This is a genomic window from Sulfidibacter corallicola (assembly GCF_017498545.1).
Classification (GTDB): Bacteria; Acidobacteriota; Holophagae; order Acanthopleuribacterales; family Acanthopleuribacteraceae; genus Sulfidibacter; species Sulfidibacter corallicola.
Genome location: NZ_CP071793.1, coordinates 4,902,107 through 4,919,604 on the forward strand (window position 1 = coordinate 4,902,107; position 17,498 = coordinate 4,919,604).

The 17,498-nt window shown below is 58.4% G+C and carries 14 protein-coding genes; 4 read left to right on the forward strand and 10 right to left on the reverse strand.

Translation table 11 applies throughout. The features are described 5' to 3' along the window. The first annotated feature begins 107 nt into the window (after window positions 1-107). The 4 genes from J3U87_RS14560 (at window position 108) to J3U87_RS14575 (ending at window position 6,213) form a co-directional block, all read left to right on the forward strand. The gene (locus J3U87_RS14560) at window positions 108-1,502 is read left to right on the forward strand and encodes a choice-of-anchor B family protein (protein ID WP_237383781.1); all 1,395 of its coding nucleotides are present in this window, start codon (window positions 108-110) and stop codon (window positions 1,500-1,502) included. Window positions 1,503-2,314: 812 nt separating this feature from the next. Then, the gene (locus tag J3U87_RS14565) at window positions 2,315-3,097 is read left to right on the forward strand and encodes an NAD-dependent protein deacylase (RefSeq protein ID WP_237383782.1); all 783 of its coding nucleotides are present in this window, start codon (window positions 2,315-2,317) and stop codon (window positions 3,095-3,097) included. Window positions 3,098-3,269: 172 nt separating this feature from the next. Next, window positions 3,270-5,168, forward strand: coding sequence for a GspE/PulE family protein (locus tag J3U87_RS14570; RefSeq protein WP_237383783.1), 1,899 nt, complete (start codon window positions 3,270-3,272; stop codon window positions 5,166-5,168). Window positions 5,169-5,196: 28 nt separating this feature from the next. Continuing rightward, window positions 5,197-6,213, forward strand: a complete 1,017-nt coding sequence (locus tag J3U87_RS14575; RefSeq protein ID WP_237383784.1) for an HDOD domain-containing protein — start codon at window positions 5,197-5,199, stop codon at window positions 6,211-6,213. A 1,335-nt stretch (window positions 6,214-7,548) separates the two neighbouring features. Here the strand turns inward: J3U87_RS14575 and J3U87_RS14580 are convergent. From J3U87_RS14580 to J3U87_RS14620, 10 genes are all read right to left on the reverse strand, one after another. Continuing rightward, a complete protein-coding gene (locus tag J3U87_RS14580) occupies window positions 7,549-8,073 on the reverse strand; it encodes a universal stress protein (protein ID WP_237383785.1) in 525 nt (174 codons plus the stop codon). Then, the gene (locus tag J3U87_RS14585; RefSeq protein WP_237383786.1) at window positions 8,070-9,050 is read right to left on the reverse strand and encodes a universal stress protein; all 981 of its coding nucleotides are present in this window, start codon (window positions 9,048-9,050) and stop codon (window positions 8,070-8,072) included. The genes J3U87_RS14580 and J3U87_RS14585 overlap by 4 nt, the downstream gene beginning before the upstream one ends. A gap of 194 nt (window positions 9,051-9,244) precedes the next feature. Further along, window positions 9,245-9,940, reverse strand: coding sequence for a sulfite exporter TauE/SafE family protein (locus J3U87_RS14590; protein WP_237383787.1), 696 nt, complete (start codon window positions 9,938-9,940; stop codon window positions 9,245-9,247). Window positions 9,941-9,967: 27 nt separating this feature from the next. Next, window positions 9,968-10,408: a FixH family protein gene (locus J3U87_RS14595; RefSeq protein ID WP_237383788.1), complete on the reverse strand. Its 441-nt coding sequence runs from the start codon at window positions 10,406-10,408 to the stop codon at window positions 9,968-9,970. After that, window positions 10,405-11,796, reverse strand: coding sequence for a cytochrome c oxidase accessory protein CcoG (ccoG, locus tag J3U87_RS14600; protein WP_237383789.1), 1,392 nt, complete (start codon window positions 11,794-11,796; stop codon window positions 10,405-10,407). The genes J3U87_RS14595 and ccoG overlap by 4 nt, the downstream gene beginning before the upstream one ends. A gap of 30 nt (window positions 11,797-11,826) precedes the next feature. After that, on the reverse strand, window positions 11,827-12,420 hold the full coding sequence (locus tag J3U87_RS14605) for a cbb3-type cytochrome c oxidase N-terminal domain-containing protein (RefSeq protein WP_237383790.1): 594 nt from the start codon (window positions 12,418-12,420) through the stop codon (window positions 11,827-11,829). Beyond that, window positions 12,407-12,601 carry a cbb3-type cytochrome oxidase subunit 3 gene (locus J3U87_RS14610; RefSeq protein ID WP_237383791.1) on the reverse strand — a complete coding sequence of 65 codons (195 nt, stop codon included), beginning with the start codon at window positions 12,599-12,601 and terminating at the stop codon, window positions 12,407-12,409. The genes J3U87_RS14605 and J3U87_RS14610 overlap by 14 nt, the downstream gene beginning before the upstream one ends. Before the next feature lie 9 nt (window positions 12,602-12,610). Beyond that, window positions 12,611-14,710, reverse strand: a complete 2,100-nt coding sequence (gene ccoN, locus J3U87_RS14615) for a cytochrome-c oxidase, cbb3-type subunit I (RefSeq protein ID WP_237383792.1) — start codon at window positions 14,708-14,710, stop codon at window positions 12,611-12,613. Further along, the gene (gene ccoS, locus J3U87_RS35265; RefSeq protein ID WP_420038267.1) at window positions 14,700-14,903 is read right to left on the reverse strand and encodes a cbb3-type cytochrome oxidase assembly protein CcoS; all 204 of its coding nucleotides are present in this window, start codon (window positions 14,901-14,903) and stop codon (window positions 14,700-14,702) included. Before ccoS ends, ccoN begins: the two co-directional genes overlap by 11 nt. Further along, window positions 14,903-17,356, reverse strand: coding sequence for a heavy metal translocating P-type ATPase (locus tag J3U87_RS14620; RefSeq protein WP_237383793.1), 2,454 nt, complete (start codon window positions 17,354-17,356; stop codon window positions 14,903-14,905). Before J3U87_RS14620 ends, ccoS begins: the two co-directional genes overlap by 1 nt. Between the last annotated feature and the right edge of the window lie 142 nt (window positions 17,357-17,498).

Here is a 17,498-nt window from a genome sequence, read left to right on the forward strand (position 1 = left end):
AGTCACATTCGTCGTACTCACTCTTGAAGGTCAACTCTTTCATCCCTAGTTTGCTAGATTAGGATGATATCGATTTTTTTTGAACCGAGTGCATAGAGGAGAAATTTATGAAGATATCCGGATCAAGGTTTATCACTCTATTGGTCCTTGTCATGATCTGGGCGACCACCGCCGCATTCGCCCACCAGGACGATCCCAAGGTTCTGGATCGCCAACCCCGCTACGAAGGCCCTGGATATCGTTTCGATCTGGCCAACAAGACGGGCGAGCCCGAGTTCCCGTCATCGGGTATTCAATTGATGGCTTGGCTGACCTTGCCGGAGTTCGGCGGTCACTCCAGTGCCAACGACTGCTGGGGCTACACGTCGGGCTCGGGCCGCGAGTACGCCATTATCGGACTCAGGGGCGGTACCGCGTTCGTCGAAGTCTCCCAACCGGGCAACCCACAAATCGTCGACGTGCTTTCGGGCCCCAGTTCCTCGTGGCGCGATATCAAGACCTACCGCCATTACGCTTACGCCGTTTCCGAGGGCGGGGGCGGCATTCAGGTCTTCGACCTGGAACAGATCGACGCCGGCACCGTGACCCTCGCCGCAACGATCACCGAGGGCGGCAACACCGCCACCCACAACGTGGCCATCGACGAAGCGAGCGGTTTCCTCTATCGCACCGGCGGCAGCGGCAACGGATTGCGCATCTACGACCTGACCGATCCCGTCAACCCCGATCTGGTCGCCAGTTGGGACGACAAATACGTCCACGACGCCCAAATCGTGACCTACACCGAAGGCCCCTACGCCGGCCGCCAGATCGCCTTTGCCTGCGCCGGCTTCAACGGCGGCTGGGTCAACACCGGCCTGAGTATCATCGACGTGACCGACAAGAGCAACTTGCAGGTTCTGGCGCACTACGAGTTTCCCAATCCGGTCTATTCCCACCAGGGCTGGCTTTCCGAGGACAAGCAGTTGTTCTACCTCAACGACGAGTTGGACGAACAGGACCTGAACGTTCAGACCACCACTCACGTCATCGACGTCTCGGATCTCAGCGATCCGGTCCAGGTGTCCACCTTCACCACCGGTAGCAGTGCGATCGACCACAACCTCTACGTCCACGACGGCCGCATCTTCGAAGCCAATTACCGCAGCGGCCTGCGCGTGTTCAGCAACACCGAAGACCCTCGAAACCCGGTGGAAGTGGCCTTTTTCGACACCTATCCCGACAGCGATTCGGCCAATTTCAACGGCCTGTGGAGCGTGTATCCGTTCTTTCCCAGCGGGACCATCATCGGTAGCGACATCGAACGCGGCCTGTTCGTCTGGCGATTGGAAGAGTGCGGCACGCGCTACGATCTGAACGAGGACTGCAAGGTAGACAAAAGCGACCTGGAGCTGGTCGTCTCCGAATGGAACCAATTCTGTACGGACTGCAACCAGGATGCGGACGAGGATGGGCGCGTCACCATTCAGGACATGGCGATGATCATCAACAACATTCTCTGATCCCAAGATCCCAAACAATCCAAAAAAGCCGGAGCCTGGACTCCGGTTTTTTTGTGCCCAAACGGGCCGAGCGAGACCAACCGGCGAACGATATTGCCTCGCTCTTCTCCGGGATCACCGGGTTCCCGCCTCCGCGGTTTCATGGGGCGACGGCATGGGGCCACCCGGGTGGGGTGGAAAAGGCGGCGAATGGGGAAACATCGCCAACGATACGTGGAAAACGGGAGAATATTTTTCGCGAAAATAAGGCCATACACCCGCGAGGATTCGTCACATCCGAGGTGTTTCTTGGATGGTTGCCCAAGGAAAAATAGAGCGACACCAAATACCCAATGATTTTTTTTGCCGATATACCAAGAATATAAGTATAAAAAACATCGGTATTTCAGTGTGAATGTACACCAGATCCCTGTATTTATCATGCAGTTGCGATCACAACCGAGTAAATCGCGCTTTCATTGCAATTTCCCAAAAAAAGGTTTCTTACCCTAGATTCTATAGAATAACGAATTTATTTCCAGGTTTTTGAATGCAATCCTGATAGAATGAGCCTGCACCTTTTTTACCCCTTGACCGCGGAAATGAAAAGAACGAGCCCTGATCTTTTCGTTTTCGCGGACTTCCTTCCTCTCGAGGAACAACACAATCGAATCGTCGGCCGCGCATGGCCCTCGTGCTTTTGGCGCCCCCTGCCCATTGACCCCAACTTGACCCGGGCGCGATAATTTTCTCCAAAAGCCATCGGCCGAACGGGTCACGGAACGCTCGCCACCGCGCCGTTTGCCGAGGCGTTCCATGCAATGGGGTCAGCTATGTCATCAGATCAGGTGTTTTTGGATGCGATTCAACAGGCCGCGGCGCTGCTCGATGTGGCCAAAAGCGTATTGGTGATTACCGGGGCCGGCATCAGTGCCGATTCGGACCTGCCGGTCTACCGCGGTATCGGCGGCCTCTACAACGACAACGCCACCGAAGAAGGGATGCCGATCGAGGAAGCCCTCTCCGGCCACATGCTCCACGCCAATCCCGAAATCACCTGGGGTCACATCTCACGGATCGAGAAGGCTTGCCGGGACGCCACCCATAACCGCGGGCACCAAGTGGTGGCCGCCATGGAGAGGTATGTGGAGCGGGTCTGCGTGTTCACCCAGAACGTGGACGGATTTCACCGTTCAGCGGGTTCCACCAACATCATCGACATTCACGGCGACGTGCACGACCTGTTCTGTACCACCTGCCACTATCGCGAACGGGTCCACAATTACAGCCATTTGGACATTCCACCCAAATGCGATGGCTGTGGTGGGCTGATTCGGCCCGATGTGGTGCTGTTCGGCGAATTGCTCTCGACCGCCAAACTAAAAAGGCTGGAGGAAGAAGCCGCCAAGGGCTTCGACGCGGTGATGACGATCGGCACATCCAGCCTCTTTCCCTACATCATGCAGCCCGTGCTGATCGCCAAGGCGTTGGGCGTGCCTACCATCGAAATCAATCCCGGTGTTTCCGAAGTCAGCGAGGTGGTGGATATCAAGGTCACGGGACGTGCCGCGGACAGTCTGCACCGAATCGCCGAGCTATTGGCATGGGAAAAATGATCACCCCCAGCCCGTCACACGAGAGCGTATCCGGCATCGGGATTCGTTTCGAAAATGTATCTTTTATTTGCGCACACAGCACATGCACCATGAGGGACCGAGGGCCTATTTCAACTTCGGCGAATTTGTGCCGATGGCAAGGTATAACCTGATTTTCAAGGAGTATCCGCAAATGTCCGCAGAGGAAAAGAACCCCGTTCCAGAAGCGGATCTTCAACAACGGCCCATTGGCGAGCTGCTGATCGAAGAAGGCTTGATCACCAAGGATCAGTTGGGTCGCGCGCTCCGCATCCAAAGCAAACTGACCAACAAAAAGCGGGTAGGCCGCATCTTGATCGAACTCGGGTTCATTCGTGAAAAGCAACTCGAAGAGATCATGGTCAAGTACGCACGCAAAATTCGTCTCGGCGATCTACTCGTCGAGCGCGAGTTCATCAAAATTTCCGATCTCGAAGAAGCCCTCGCGCTCCAGAAGAGGCACCCCAACAAGCGCCTGGGCGAAATCCTGCTGGAAACCAAAAAGCTCACCGAAAAAACCCTGTGCGACGCCATCTCACTCTATTTGAAAATGGAGCGCGTCGTTCCGGATTTTCGAAAACTGGACCACGATCTGGTCAACAAGGTCTCCCTCAGTTTCCTGCAGCAAAACATGACGCTGCCGTATCGCGAGGTCGGCGGATCGGTGCAAATCGTCGTGACGCAAACCTTCAGCGACACCTTGAAGCCTATTTTTAAACGAGTCTACCAAAAGCCGCTCGAATTCTGCCTGGCCACACCCGGCGAGCTGGAAACGATTTTCCAGTACCTCCACCACCGACCCAAGATCCAGGGCGCCCGCGAATTGGAGCCCAGCAGCGACGAACAAAACGTCTCGGGCATGTTGGACAGCATGATCTCCGAAGCCATCGAGCGGGGTGCATCCGACATTCACTTCGAACCGATGGACACGATCGCTCGGGTCCGATTTCGCATCGACGGACGGCTCATTCAACACGAGACCTATGCGCTGGACCGCAACTCGAGCATGATGGCGCGCATCAAGGTGCTCTCCAACTGCGACATTTCCGAACGCCGCAACCACCAGGACGGCAAGTGTCAGGTCAATTTCCACGGCCACCCGATCGATCTGCGGGTCTCCATCTTCGTCACGGTCCACGGCGAATCGGCGGTCATCCGGATCCTGAACCCGTTCACGAGCCTGGTGGGCCTGCAATCGCTGGGTCTGAACCCACGCAACCTGGAGCGGTATGTGGACGAGGTGATCGGCAACGCGACGGGGATCGTGCTGATCACGGGTCCCACCGGCAGCGGCAAGACCACGACACTGTACAGCACCCTCCAGTACCAGCTCCTGGGCGGTCACAAGATCGTCACGGTAGAAGATCCGGTGGAATACATCATTCCCGAAATCGTGCAGTGCAGCGTGGACGAACGCGCCGGCAGAACCTTCTCCTCCTCGTTGAAAGCCATCATGCGCCAGGACCCCGACATCATCGTCCTGGGCGAAATTCGCGATCTGGAATCGGCCAATATCGCGATCCACGCCAGCATGACGGGTCACAAGGTCTACGCCACCTTCCACACGGAAGACGCCACCGGCGCCCTGATCCGGCTGGTCCAAATGGGGGTGGAACGCTACCTGGTGGCTTCGACCGTGTTGGGCGTGGTGGCGCAACGCCTGGTCCGCGGTATCTGCAAACACTGCCAGTCACCCCATGTACCACAAGCCAAACAATTGAGGCGTTTGGGCCTGCCGCCCAAGATCCTGTCCACCCGCGAATTCGTGTTGGGCCAGGGATGCGAGACCTGCTACAACACCGGCTACAGCGGACGCATGGCGATTCACGAGTTGTTGATCCTGGAGGAACAGGTCCGCGACGCGGTACTTCGCGACGCCAGCAGCTTCCAAATCCGCAACATCGCCATGGAACACGCGGACCTGATCACCATGGCCGAAGACGCCGTGACAAAAATCTGTGCCCATCGAACCAGCTTCGAAGAAGTCCTGCAATACGTACCGGTGAGCACACCGGTGCGACCGCTCAATCAGCTCCTGGAAATGGTTGAATAGGATCGATGATTCCAGACGGGGAGACATCATGAAAATACATTGCCCGGTTTGCCGGCATACCAACCTGCTCAATGACGACGACATTTCCGGCTTTCTGTTCAGCTTCCAATGCGAGAACTGCCAGAACCTGCTTTCGGTAAAAATCCAGGTCCACGCACTGAACGTCGTCAAGACCGGTCGTCAACAGACCCAACCCAGCGACCGCAAAAATCAGGTGGCGGCGTTCATCTACGAGAACAAGGACAAGCTCAACCTACCGGTGTTGCCGGTGTTGGCCACCAAGATCCGGCGCATCCGCAACAACGCCTCGGGCACCCTCAACGACGTGGTGGACCTGGTGCGTTCGGACCAGATCATCGCAACGAAAATTCTCAGGCTGGCCAACAGCGCCCTGTACGGGGGACTGGTGGAGATCACCGATCTCAAGATGGCGATCATGCGGCTGGGTTTGACGGTGACCGAAACGCTGGTGACCGCCTTGGAAAACAAGCGCCTGTACACCTCGGACCACGCGGTGCTGTTGGACTTTCTCGAAAAGATGTGGCGCCATTCGCTGGGCGTGGCGGTGACCTCGCAAAACATCGCCGAACAGGTGAAATACCCACAGGTGGAAGAGGTCTTCACCGCCGGCCTGCTCCACGATTTCGGATATATCCTGTGTCTTCAGGCGCTGCAGCAGGGCGAAGGATTCAATGTCGATTTCAACCGCTTCACCGAGGAAGAGTTCTTCAACCTGTGTTTCGAGGAACACACCAAGCTGGGCGCCTGGTATTTGAGCGAGGCGGGCCTCCCGCCGAAATTGACGAACGTGGTCGCCTTCCACGAAGAAATCCCCTCCGAGGAATCGGACAACTCGGCGCTGCACATCGTGGCGTTGGCCAATCTCCTGTGCAAGAAGGTGGGTATCGGCGCCAAACACGAGCCCGAAATCCGGCTCGAGGTCACCGAATCGGCCCAGTTTCTCAATCTGAACGAGGTCCAATTGGCGAACCTGGAAGTCCACTGCGAGGATTTGACGCAAAAGCTGGCCGAAATGCTCCAATGAGGCCCTCAAGGCGGAGCCGGAAATCAAGTCTTCGGGGAACCGGCTGAGCTCCAAGGATTTGGCCGGAGGTTCCACATGGAACATCGGCACGGGCACTATCTCGCCCGATCACGGGAACCACAAAGCCGCCGGAATGCCGGACCACGGATTGCCGGACCACGGAATGCCGGACCACGGAATGCCGGACCACGGAATGCCGGTGGTCCGGCACACCGGCCACCGGGTTTCAGGTGGGTGACCAATCGAAGCGAATCGCTTGAGAGTTCCCGCATTCACGAGAGGGTCGTCGTGCCAGGTAGGTGCGACCGCTGGTCGCACATTCCGAAGCTCCTGCTTCTATTAATACTTCGCCTCCTGGTGTTTCATATCTGCGCATCGAAGTGTCGGGCCACCGGCCTTACCGGCCGTGCCCTACCGGCCGTGCCCTACCGGCCGTGCCCTACCGGCCGTGCCCTACCGGCCGTGCCCTTCTTAACTACCGCGCCGACCCTCACAGCATGCGGGAACTTCTCGGCTGAATCACTTCGACAAGTTCAGCCAGCGGCTGAACCTACCGGGCACGACGTATCTCTCGGCTTTCGGGCACTCCAAGCAAGTTTGTTAGCGCACCAGCGGGCAAACCCGCTCGATTTCGAGAATGAAACAACGCGAAGCGAGCCACCCGGATGCCTGAGAGGGGCGTCGTGCCAGGTAGGTGCGACCGCTGGTCGCACATTCCGAAGCTCCTGTTTTTATTGGGGCTTCGCTCTTTGGCGTCCTGGATTTTCGCAGCCCTGATCACTTCGACGGGTCGGCCGGGCCGGCTTACCGCCCCTGACCAACTTACTACCGCGCCGACCCTCGCTGCATGCGGGAACTCTTCGCATGGATTGCTTCGACGAGTTCATCGGGCCGATGAACCTACCGGGCACGACGTATCTCTCGGCTTTCGGGCACTCCAAGCAAGTTTGTTAGCGCACCAGCGGGCAAACCCGCTCGATTTCGAGAATGAAACAACGCGAAGCGAGCCACCCGGATGCCTGAGAGGGGCGTCGTGCAGGGCCGGTAAGGCACGGCCGGTATGGCCAGGTAGGTGCGACCGCTGGTCGCACATTCCGAAGCTCCTGTTATTATTGGGGCTTCGCTCTTTGGCGTCCTGGATTTTCGCAGCCCTGATCACTTCGACGGGTCGGCCGGGCCGGCTTACCGCCCCTGACCAACTTAACTACCGCGCCGACCCTCGCTGCATGCGGGAACTCTTCGCATGGATTACTTCGACGAGTTCATCGGGCCGATGAACCTACCTGGCACGACGCATCTCTCGACATTCGGGTACCCCGAGGGTGTGCATCCTTCTCAGGAAGGTGCACCTTCGGTTTTTTTCTTCTTTTCCCGAAAACGCCAACGAACCTCGCGATCGCCCTTCTTGGCCTCCGGTTTGATCAACAGCACCGGACAAGGCGCCTTTTTGATGGTGCGTTCCGATACCCGGCCCATCACCAAATGGTTGAGACCGGTTCTGCCGTGGGTGCCCATGATGATCATGTCCACATCGTTATCGGTGACATATTTCATCAGCTCGCGCTCGGGCACGCCTTCCAAGAGCACGGGTTCCACACCCTCCAAGCCGGCACTGGCCTTCTTGAGCTTTTCCAAGGCTTTATCCTTCAAGTCGCTGAAATGGCGACCCAACCAGTGATCGACCCCCGGCAGCAGGTGAGAGGCCGCGGGTACCCTGAACGCCGTGCGATCGAAAACGTGAACCAGAATCAGCCGGGCACCCAAACGCCGACTCAGTTGTTCGGCATACCGTCGCGCGGCCTTGGATGCATCCGAAAAATCGGTGGCCAGGACGATTTTTTCTATTTCCTTTTCCTTCATGGCCGACCTCCAGGATCGGTATCTCGCTCATTCATTTGGGGCGCCACTCGATAGGACGCCACCGCATCTCGTGAGGATGTTCCTCCGTTTTCCGCCATTTCCAGGCGGGCCCGCGTATTGTCGGCCGCGACCAAAACGGGCGCCTTGGCCGAACGCGTCACGTATTCGGAAGTACTTCCCAACAGACGCTCCACCATGCCCGTTCGCCCCAAATGCGACATGCAGACCAAATGGCAATGTTTTTCTTGGGCAAAGGAGAGGATTTCTCGGCCCGGATGGCCGCACACGACGTGAATTTCCACCGGAATACCGCGCCCGGCCTTCACCGCCACCGATCTCAGCTTCTCCTCGGCTTCCCGGACCTCGCTTTCGCGGGATCCCGACTGTTTGGGCAGCACGTGCAGCAACAGCAACCGACCCCCGAACGCCCCAGCGAAACTGGCACCGCAATCCAGCGCCGCCAGTGCGTGATCGGAGAAATCGATCGGAACCAGAATGCGCTCCATGCGGCCTGGCACCAGGTCCACACCCGCGTGGGGACAGACCATCACCGGGCACGGCGCGAGGCGAATCGTCTCTTCCGCGGTACTGCCCAGCAGCCAGCGTTTGATGCCGCGATGACCGTGGGAACCCATCACCACCAGGTCGATGTGCTGGGTTCGGGCATAACGCAGGATGGCCGAGGGCACCGAGAGCGCCCGCATCTGAATTCGTTTGACCGTGACGTTGGCGGAACCCGAGGACTTCTCCATCAACCGATTCATGTGGACCGTGATCGCGCGATCCGGTTCCTGAAGCACGTCGGCCAGTACCGCAAACCCGTTGGTCACCTCGAGCGCGGTTTCGAGGAGGCGGCTGACATGGAAAAGATGGAGCTCGGCGTCCAAGCGATTCGCCAGGGCCAGAGCATTGGCCACCGCAATCGAACTACAGGCCGAAAAATCGGTGGGCGCCATGATTTTCTGGATAGGTTGCACGAGGGCCTCCCAAGAAGAAGACCTAAGGCCAAGCCTTGTCACGACAAAAGTAGCATCTGATCATTCATCTTACCCCAAATGAAAGCGATCGGAGCGGAGAGAAATGATCGAGGCGCGAACCTTACCCAGATAAGTGATGGAGACCCATCAAAGAATTATTGAACTTTTATTTGCGCACATGACTTTTTCTAACTTTAGGGCATGATGCAGAACGCGTCATTCGTTGCGCCCAATACCGGCACCGCCAGCCATTTACCCATAATGGCCAAGACGCCGAACAGGATCAGGAACACCGGAGTCAGGCGATACACCCGGGTCAGCAGCGTTTGGGACACGAGACTCGACCCCAGGCCCACCGTGACCAACGCGGGCAGGGTTCCCAACCAGAAACCCAACATGACCAGCAGCGCCTTGGCCGGATGACCCGTGGCACCCGCCGCAAACGCGAAACTGTAGAGGTACCCGCACGGCAGCAACGCCGAGCAGCTCCCCAGCAAGACGCCGGTCAACGGGCCACGCGGCGCTTTGGCCAAAACGCCGTTGACCCGTTGAAGCGGCTTGGTGAGGCCACGCATCCACGTGGTTCCGTTGGGAAGAAAGAGGCGGAACAGGCCCAGGCCGATCATGGCCACACCCATGGAAACCATCAACATGCGCTGTGCGCTGATGGTGGCACTCATGTAAAAGAAACCGCGTCCCAGGAGTCCGGCCAGGGTGCCCAGGCCCAGGTAGGAAACCAGGCGGCCCGCCTGGTAGCCGGCATGGCCGATCCACGATCGACGCCCTCCGGTCATGCCGAAATAGCCCATGAAGGGACCGCACATCAAGGCGCAGTGAAAACTACCGGCGAAACCGGCCAGGGGAATGAGATACCAGGCGAGTGAATCCACGCTGACAAACCTCGTCGCGAAACAGGATCAGAAATCCAGGTGGCTGCGGTAGGCCGCGACATCGGCGCCCGAGGCGACCTCGATTTCCAGGTTCCAACGGCCGGCCGGCAGATCGGCGACAGGCGCATGGTAGACGCCTTCACCCGTCCGACCCAATTCCAGGGCCAGATCGGCCGAGGCCTGGTTGGGACGCATCAGGTGGGCTTTCACCGATTCGGCCACCACGGGCAGCCCATCGCCGTCGCGTATCACCAGTTGGAATCCGGTTTCCTCGGAAACCGAAACCCGCCAGTCCCATTCGCGACCGAGACGATAGCGGCGCATGGTCTCTTCGTAGACCTGTTCTTTTTGATAGTAGTCCGGGCTGGTCAGTTCGTATTCCCGACCCGAGATGTACCACACGGCGCCCACGTGGAAGATGGCCACGGAGGCGAGCAAGGACATGACGATGTACTTCCAATAATTCATTTCGACGGCCCCATTACAGTGACTTCCAGATCGAATACCAGTTTTTTGGTCTCCGCATCCATGAAGGAGACGACGACTTTTTCTTTTCCGGAAGCATGGAAGGCATCCCGATTCTTGCGCACGAAGACGGGATTGGTGGCGGTGGAGGCGGGCGGAATGACCCAGGGATTGTGGGCGGCGACCACCTGAAATTCGGGGCCGACCTCGGGAATCAAGGTGTAGGATTTATCGGTCTTGTTGGTGGCCTTGGCGTGGAACTGATTGGAAACGGTGGTTTCGGCCGAGATCGTGAAACTCTGACCGGGTGGGCGCACGAACTGGATCGACAGATCGCGCTTGTAGAGCATCAGGTAAGTGCCCGTGCTGTAGAACCCGAGGACCAACATGGCGTAGATGATGACCCGTGGCCGCAGGAAGCGGCGAATGCGGCCTTCCAGGTTGGCGATCGAGGTATAGCGAATCAGGCCCTTGGGTTTCTTGACCTTTTCCATCATTTCGTCGCAGGCGTCCATACAGGCGGTGCAGTTGACACATTCCATCTGCAAGCCCTGGCGAATGTCGATGCCGGTAGGACACACCGCCACGCAGCGGAAGCAATCGATGCAGTCACCCTTGTCTTGCGTCTGGTTCTTGCGCAATTTGCCGCGCGGTTCGCCGCGATTGTGGTCGTAACCCACGATCATCGAGTCGCTGTCCAGCAGGACCGACTGAAAGCGGCCATAGGGGCAGGCGATCAGACAGAACTGCTCGCGGAACCAGGCGAAGTCGACGAAGAACATGAAATTGAAAAAGGCCATGAAGGTGAACCAGCCCCAATTCTGGGCCGGGGGTTGGAAGGTCATTTCCAGCACCTGATCGGTCCCGACGAAGTAACACAGGACCGTATTGGCGAAGTGGCTGGAAATCACGATGAATATCAGGTATTTCAGTGCTTTCTTGCGGAATTTGTCGAAGGAAAGGGGTGCGCGGTCCAACTTGCGCCGCTGGGCCGCGTCACCCTCGATCCAGATCTCGATCTTGCGGAACACGTGTTCCAGGAACACCGTTTGAGGACAGGCCCATCCACACCAGATCCGACCCCACTGGGCGGTCAGGAACAGGATGAGGATGGCGGTACCCGCCACGAAAAACCACAAAATGGGAAAGTCCTGTGGCCAAACGACAAGGCCGAAGAACGCGAACTTGCGCTCGGCGATATCCAGCAAAATGGCCTGCTGACCATTGATCTTGATCCAGGGCATCACAAAAAAGACCAAGATCAACACGGCGGCCACGATCTGCCGGCGCTTCAGCCAAAGCCCGTGAAAACGGGCCGGATAGAGCCAAAAGCGCTTACCGCCTTCACCAATCGTCGTCATCTTTTCTCGGGTAGGTACCTGTTTGCTCATGGTGATCCTTCACTATTCTCCGGCTACGGGTTAATCGACGAAATTGCCGTCCTCATCCACTTTCTGACCCTGGGGGTCTTTGGGCGTGGCGGGCGTGGTGCCACGCAGGGAGCGGATGTAGAACGAGACCTCGTGGATCTGATTCGGCTTCAGCGTCGTCTTCCAGGGCACCATCCCCTTGTCGGGAACCCCTTCGGTGGTGACACGTACGATGTCGCCCAACTTGCCGCCGTGAATGTAGAAATCATCGGTGAAGTTGGGGCCGATGAGACCGCCACCGTCGGGACCGTGGCAAGCCGCACAATAGGTGTTGAACGTCTGCTTCCCGGCCTCTTCCCAACCGCCGGCCGCGAACGCCGTCTTGAGTTCGGCCTCGATGTCGCCGGTCTTTTCCGGAGCCGCTTCGGCTTCGACCTTGGCGGCTTCGGCTTCGGCGGCCATCGTGGCCATGAGCGCGTTTTCGGGGAGCTTTTCGGGATACATGAAGTGGTAGTAGGGCACGTAGAGGATCGAGAAAATGATCGTGACCCAGAAGATCCCCAACCACCAACGCGGCAGTTCGTTGTCGTTTTCTTCGATGCCGTCGAAGTCGTGTTGATGAAGCAGTTTTTTATCCTCTGCCATGGTTTGCCTCCGTTTCCGGACCATCGTCCTCGAGAATCATGTTGGCCATGTCGTCATAGTGCTTGCCCGAGTTCTTGCGATAGACCCAGAACAGGATCCCGGCGAAAGTCACCAAGAACATCACCAACGAGAGTTGCGGCCAAAACTCGAAATTGCCTTGACTGATAATCTGTTTCAACATGGTGATGCCTCACTTCTTGATATCGGTACCCAGTCGCTGCAAGTAGGCGATGAGCGCGGTGATCTCTTTGTCGTCCATGTCGGCAACACCGGATTCAGCCAGATTCTGGCCGATCTCGCGGGCCTGCGCTTCGGCCAGGGCCTTGGCGTTCTCGATGGTTTCCTTGTCGTAGGGAACACCGAGTCGAGACATGGCTCGGACCTTGGCCTTCACGTCGCGCAGATTCGTCTTGTCGCGAAGCAGCCAATCGTAGGCGGGCATGATCGAATCGTTGACGATTGCACGGGGGTCTTCCATGTGGCGCAAGTGCCAGAGGTTGGGATATTTGCCACCGATGCGGTGCAGGTCGGGTCCGGTCCGTTTGGAGCCCCACAGGAAGGGGTGATCGTAGACGAACTCACCGGACTTCGAGTATTCGCCGTAGCGCTCGGTTTCGGCCCGCAGGGGTCGGATCATTTGCGAGTGACAGTTATTGCAACCCTCGCGGATGTAGATGTCGCGACCCACCAGTTCCAGCGGCGTGTAGGGTTTCACGCTGGCAATGCTGGGCACATTCGATTCGATGGCGATCATCGGAATCGTTTCGACGATCCCGCCGATCAGGATGGCGACCGTGGTCAACACGGTGAACAGCACCGGTTTGGCTTCGAGTCGGTAGTGGAAGGCACCCTTGAGTTCCGTGGGCCGGAAGGGCGTGGCCTCGGCTTCGGTATCGGCGGGGGCTTTCACACCGCTGATGGTCTTCATCACGTTGTAGAACATGACCAGGGCGCCGGAGAGGTAGAGCAGTCCACCCAGGAAGCGAATCCAGTAGAAGGGAATGATGGCGGCCACGGTCTCGACGAAGTTCGGGTAGACCAGGTAACCGTCTTTGTCGAAGTCCAGCCACATCAGGCCCTGGGTCAGACCGGAAATGTACATGGCGAGCATGTAGATCAGGATGCCCAGCAAGCCCATCCAGAAGTGCGCGGTGGCCAGTTTCTTGGAGTAGAGTTCGCGACCGTACAAGCGGGGGATCAACCAGTAGATCATGCCGTAGGTCAGGAAGCCGTTCCAGCCGAGGGCACCACCGTGCACGTGAGAAATGATCCAGTCGGTGTAGTGGCTCAGCTTGTTGAGCGACTTGATCGAGAGCATCGGCCCTTCGAAGGTGGACATCCCGTAGAAGGTGATCGCCACGACCATGAACTTGAGAATCGGATCTTCACGCAGCTTGTGCCAACCGCCGCGGAGCGTGAGCAGACCGTTGATCATGCCGCCCCAGGAGGGCGCGATCAGCATGAGACTGAACAACATCCCCATGGTTTGGGCCCAATCGGGCAGCGAGGTGTACAGCAAGTGGTGCGGACCGGCCCAGATGTAAAGGAAGATCAAGGACCAGAAGTGAATGATCGAGAGTCGATAGGAATAGATGGGGCCGTTGGCGGCCTTCGGCATGAAGTAGTACATCAAGCCGAGGAACGGGGTCGTCAGGAAGAAGGCGACCGCGTTGTGGCCGTACCACCACTGGACCAGCGCGTCCTGAACCCCCGCGTAGACCGAATAACTCTTGGTCATCGATACGGGCAGCTCGAGGGAGTTGAATATGTGCAGCACGGCCACCGTGACGATACTGGCGATAAAGAACCAGATCGCGACGTAAAGATGGCGTTCGCGACGCTTCATGATGGTCCCGAAGTAGTTGATCGCCATGATCACCCACACCAGGGTGATGGCCAGGTCGATCGGCCATTCCAATTCGGCGTATTCCTTACTGGTGGTCATCCCCAACGGTAGCGTGATGGCGGCACTGACAATGATGAGCTGCCATCCCCAGAAGTGGATTCGCGACAGGACGTCGGAATACATTCGAGCCTTCAGCAGGCGCTGGGAGGCATAGTACATGCCGGCAAAAATCGAGTTACCGGCGAAAGCGAAAATCACCGCATTGGTATGCAGCGGTCGAAGGCGGCCAAACGTCAAGTAGGGGATACCCAGGTTGGCTTTCCAGTAGGCGAGTTGTAGGGCGATGATCACCCCTACCAGCATCCCCACCATGCCCCAAATCACCGTTGCCCAAACAAATTTCCGCACGATGTCATCGTCATAGCGGAAGCGTTCAACAGTCATGATTCCTCATCCTTTCGTGCTTCTCCTCATCCACGAGAAGCGAATTTCCCGGTTTTGCATCCTCGAAGAGGACCCGCAACGCGGGGGTTTCCATATCCTCGAATTGGCGATTCCGCCAAGCCCACCAATAAGCACCACCGGCCGAAGCGGACAACAGCAAGGCCAAGGGCACCAGAATCCATAGGATCCCCATCAGCTACCTCCTTCTCGAAAGGTCCAGGCAGAGATTCCCACTACCGAAAGCGAACTGAGCGGCATCAGAATCGCGGCCGTGAGCGGACCGATCAGACCGGCAAGGCTCAGTGAAACCGCGATCAGGTTGTAGCCGAGGGACAGCGCAAGCCCGCGACGTGCAGCTTTCCCAGTGGTTTCCACCAAATCGAACAGGTAATCGATGCGGCTCAGGTCTCGTGTCCGCAGAACCACATCGGCAAATTTCAAGGCGGCGTCGGTCGCCCCGCCATAGGTCACCCCGACTTCCGCCGCGGCGATCGCTCCCATGTCGTTCAAACCGTCACCCATCATCAGGAACCGGTTGCGCTCCGATTGGCGCGCCACCACATAGCGCAGTTTGTCCTCGGGCATCTGGCCGCCGAGCCCGCGATCGAGGGGCAGATCGTCGACCACCTTTTGCACGGCTTCGGGTCGGTCCCCGGACAAAACCGTCAAATCGAGCCGGCGCCGTTTCAAGGCGGACAGACTCCCGTCGACCTCGTCCCCGACGCGATCTTCCACGGCGAACAGCGCACCTGGCCGACCATCGATCAAGACCGCGACGATGCCCACCCCGGCAGGAAAGGAAGCCGCTTCCCGGGTCATGAAATCCTGCACCTGGGGTTCGGAAGCGAAGCCGTCGAGACCGGCCAGGGAGCCGACGCTGACCCGCACGCCATCGACCTCTCCCCGCACGCCGATGCCCGGTCTCACCTCGACCGCCTCAATGTGGTCGATCGTCTGGCGCAGCCCCTTGGCGACCTCCAGCCGTTCGCGGAACATGCCGGCGAGCGGGTGGTGGACCGAGGATTCGAGCTCACAAATGGCGGCACTCAGCCAGTGGGGTCGATCGGTAAACCATTTCTCTTCGACGATATTGGGTTTGCCCTCGGTGAGGACCCCGGTTTTGTCGAAGACCACGGTATCCACGGTGGGCAGGGTCTCGAAAACGCGCAGGCTCTTGATCCAGATGCCGGCGCGCGAAGCGCGGCCCAATGCCAGGGAGCGTGCGGTGGGCACGGCCAAGGCCAGGGCACAGGGGCAGACCACGATCAGGACCGTCAAGGCCGTGGAGAAGGCCTGGCCCGGAGATACCGGCCACCACAGGAACAATCCCAGAAGCGCCGCGCTCAGGGCGGCGGGAAGAAACCATCTGGCCGCCCGTTCGAAGACTTGATCGCGATTTTTTTGGCGAGTCAGGCTGTCCGCCAGTGTCTGGAACCGTGCGAAACGCGAATCTTCGACGGTCTGGCTGGCCTTCATCCGCATGGTGCCGCCCATGTTGACCGATCCCGCCAATACCTTGTCTTCGCGTTTCAGGTACACCGGATGCGATTCGCCGGTCACCACGTGCAAATTCAAGACGGCGGTCTCGCTGGTCAGGATCCCGTCGAGCGGCACCACGTCGCCCGCCCGCATTCGCAGGGTTTCACCCACCAGGATTTGATCCGCGGATACCGGCATCCAGCGACCGTTGCGCCACACTTCCGCGAGCTGCGGCATGCCGGCCAACAGTTTCGCCGTTTCACTCATCGCCTTGCGGACACCCATGCGTTGCACGTAACGACCCGTCAGCAGGAAAAACACCAACATCCCCATCGAGTCGAAATAGAGCTCGTGGTAGTTACCCAGGACGAGCTGAACCGTGCTCAGCACGAAGGCGCTGGTCAGTCCGATGGCGATCGGCATGTCTAGGTTGACGCCGCCGCTTTTGAGGCCCACCCAGGCCTTGGCGAAGAAGGGTCTAGCGCCGTAGCCCATCAGCGGCAGGACGAGGGCGAACGCCATCCAGGCGAACATGGCCGCGTAGGGACCCTGGGAGAGACCGGTATAGAACGGCAGGCTCATCAACATGATGTTGCCGGCCAGCGCACCGCAGATCCCCAACCGCAGCAATCCCTCGTTGGGCAGTTCCGAGCCGTGGGGACGCAGACCCACGCGGTAACCCGCGGCAGCCAATTGTTCCGCCAACTTCTGCAGGTCGCTTTCGCGATCGAATTCGAACGACAGGCGACTTTCGCCGAAGTTGAGATCCATGACACCGATGCCCTCGTGGGCGCGCATCATCTTTTCGACCAGCCACACGCAAGCGGCGCAGTGAAGACCGTCCAAATACCAGACGGTGCCGTAGGTCTGCTGCGTCCGCTCCTGACAAAATTGCTCGCGATAGGCCTCGCTGTTCAGGTAGGCATAGGATGGAATGTCCAGGTCCCGGTCCTGGTTCATGGTGCCGGCCTGGTCGCGCAGGCGATAGAACTCCTGCCATCCCCGAGCCTCGATCAAATGAAAAACCGTTTCGCATCCGGCACAGCAAAAGGGTGAATCCTGTTCTGCCCCGAGCACCGAACCACAGTGTTTACAAACCGATGAATCGTCTTCGACGCGCAGGGTTTCGGTCAGGGAGGGGGTGGGGGATAGGGCTGGCTGGTTCATGGAGAGCTATCCTCGAAATATCCCGAATCACGGGATGCGGAACGGCAGGCAGAGCAAGGCTGGACGGCGAACGGTTCGCCGCGACAAACACCGAAATCTAAAAGGAATGGGTCGTGATTCAGGATTCAACGACGACGGAAAG

Coding starts and splice junctions, on each gene's coding strand:
- J3U87_RS14560 (WP_237383781.1), top strand. CDS start 108: ATGAAGATATCCGGATCAAGGTTTATCACTCTATTGGTCCTTGTCATG.
- J3U87_RS14565 (WP_237383782.1), top strand. CDS start 2,315: ATGTCATCAGATCAGGTGTTTTTGGATGCGATTCAACAGGCCGCGGCG.
- J3U87_RS14570 (WP_237383783.1), top strand. CDS start 3,270: ATGTCCGCAGAGGAAAAGAACCCCGTTCCAGAAGCGGATCTTCAACAA.
- J3U87_RS14575 (WP_237383784.1), top strand. CDS start 5,197: ATGAAAATACATTGCCCGGTTTGCCGGCATACCAACCTGCTCAATGAC.
- J3U87_RS14580 (WP_237383785.1), bottom strand. CDS start 8,073: ATGAAGGAAAAGGAAATAGAAAAAATCGTCCTGGCCACCGATTTTTCG.
- J3U87_RS14595 (WP_237383788.1), bottom strand. CDS start 10,408: ATGAATTATTGGAAGTACATCGTCATGTCCTTGCTCGCCTCCGTGGCC.
- ccoG (WP_237383789.1), bottom strand. CDS start 11,796: ATGAGCAAACAGGTACCTACCCGAGAAAAGATGACGACGATTGGTGAA.
- J3U87_RS14605 (WP_237383790.1), bottom strand. CDS start 12,420: ATGGCAGAGGATAAAAAACTGCTTCATCAACACGACTTCGACGGCATC.
- J3U87_RS14610 (WP_237383791.1), bottom strand. CDS start 12,601: ATGTTGAAACAGATTATCAGTCAAGGCAATTTCGAGTTTTGGCCGCAA.
- ccoN (WP_237383792.1), bottom strand. CDS start 14,710: ATGACTGTTGAACGCTTCCGCTATGACGATGACATCGTGCGGAAATTT.
- ccoS (WP_420038267.1), bottom strand. CDS start 14,903: ATGGGGATCCTATGGATTCTGGTGCCCTTGGCCTTGCTGTTGTCCGCT.
- J3U87_RS14620 (WP_237383793.1), bottom strand. CDS start 17,356: ATGAACCAGCCAGCCCTATCCCCCACCCCCTCCCTGACCGAAACCCTG.